This is a genomic window from Deltaproteobacteria bacterium, assembly GCA_016874735.1.
In the GTDB taxonomy this organism is placed as follows: Bacteria; Bdellovibrionota_B; Oligoflexia; order Oligoflexales; family CAIYRB01; genus CAIYRB01.
The window spans coordinates 1-1504 of sequence record VGTI01000166.1 but is presented as its reverse complement, the minus strand read 5'-3'; the positions used below and the strand labels follow the sequence as shown (position 1 = coordinate 1504).

Genomic DNA, 1504 nt, shown 5'->3' with positions numbered 1-1504 from the left:
CACCCCCAAGGCCAAACATATCCGGCTGCAGATTGAGGCCAAGACTGTACCTCGTTATGCCAATGAGTTGCATGCACCGGAAACGATCAGTAAAGCCATAGGCGATCTCGCCCAAAAATACGGCCTGATTGACCGGATTGTGATTCAGTCGTTCGATCATCGCGTCGTCGTCGCCGCTAAAAAAATACTCCCCTCAATACGGACAGCGGCACTTTTGGCGCCAAATTTTCCGGATTGGCTTAGCGTCATAAAATCAACCCATGCCGATGTTCTTTCGCCTCACCTCGACTGGGTCACCAAGGAGGCAGTCGCAGCGGCACACAAAATCGGTACAAAGGTCGTGCCTTATACGGCTAATACGGAAGCTGATTGGGAGTATTTAATCTCCTGTGGTGTGGATGGGATCATCACGGATGACCCAAAAGCACTGCTGTCTTTCCTCCGCTCCCGGAGGTTGCGGTAAGCTTCTCGAACAGACCTCGTTGACCGCAACCACACCCAACGATTTGGTACAAATATCAATCATTTCATACCTTTAATATCCAGAACCACACCTCAACCTGTGACCCTATAAAGTCCAAAAGAGAATCAACCGATCGTTACGCGAGGCACCAAGAACTGGCCGAATAAGGAGTGACTCCCATGATCAAGTTTGGAATTGCAACGCTGCTATCATCAGCCCTACTAAGCTGCGTCACCGGATCCAACGGTCCCGAATATCGGGAAAGCCGGGTCGTAGAGCGCATCGGCAAGGCGAAAGAGACGCCAACTTGGGCGGAAGGTACTGTCACGATGTACGAGGATGGTCAGGATGCAATTTTCACGAGCATTATGACTATGTCCGGTGACTCAAGGCCCGAGGCATGCCTAAAAGCAGCGGATCTTGACTCACGCAGCATGATGCTCCGCCATATCAAGGATACTTTAACAGCGTCGGGACAACTCAACGAGGTCTCAGCATCGTCCGATCCTGGCTATGAGGGCCTTGTTGCCTTTTTATCACAGGGCAAAATCACTGGTGCAAAGACGACGGAACGTTACTGGGAAAAAGCCGAGGAATCAGACACTACCGGAACCCGGGTCTTGCGACTTCGCTGCGCCGTAAAGGTTGCCGTCAAGAAAATCGAACTCCAAAGACAAATGCGCGAAGCTACTGATGTAAAATCGGGGAATGCTGAGATACGCAAGAAGTTGTTACAAGCGCAAGGCGATTTCATCGAGAGCCTAAATCCCTTGAAAAAGGGTGATAGCAATTCAGAAAACTTATGAATATCGGCCGTACATTAATTATCATTCAGTTTGCGCTAAGTAGCACAACTGCTAAGGCTATACCGGAGTGGGCGCGTAACAATGCGACCAAACGCGATGGTCATAAGCTCGCAACGGTTTGCTCTGGGTCCGGCCCATCTATTGATATCGCTCGAGGCGAAGCCATTCGAGGCTGTAAGGCATCCGCCGCTGACTTTCTTAATCACAGTGGCCGCGTGCATGCGATTCTAACCGA

The 1504-nt window shown here is 50.6% G+C and carries 2 protein-coding genes; both read left to right on the top strand.

Annotated features, from left to right (window positions below):
• Window positions 1-463: glycerophosphodiester phosphodiesterase (locus FJ146_20020; GenBank protein ID MBM4254260.1), on the top strand; the 463-nt coding region annotated here is incomplete at its 5' end.
• Between the two features lie 179 nt (window positions 464-642).
• Complete coding sequence (locus tag FJ146_20015) at window positions 643-1269, top strand: hypothetical protein (GenBank protein ID MBM4254259.1); 627 nt, start codon at window positions 643-645, stop codon at window positions 1267-1269.
• The last annotated feature ends 235 nt before the right edge of the window (window positions 1270-1504 follow it).

What these genes read in the sequence shown, in the direction of transcription:
- FJ146_20015 (MBM4254259.1), top strand. Translation starts at nt 643, where the DNA reads ATGATCAAGTTTGGAATTGCAACGCTGCTATCATCAGCCCTACTAAGC.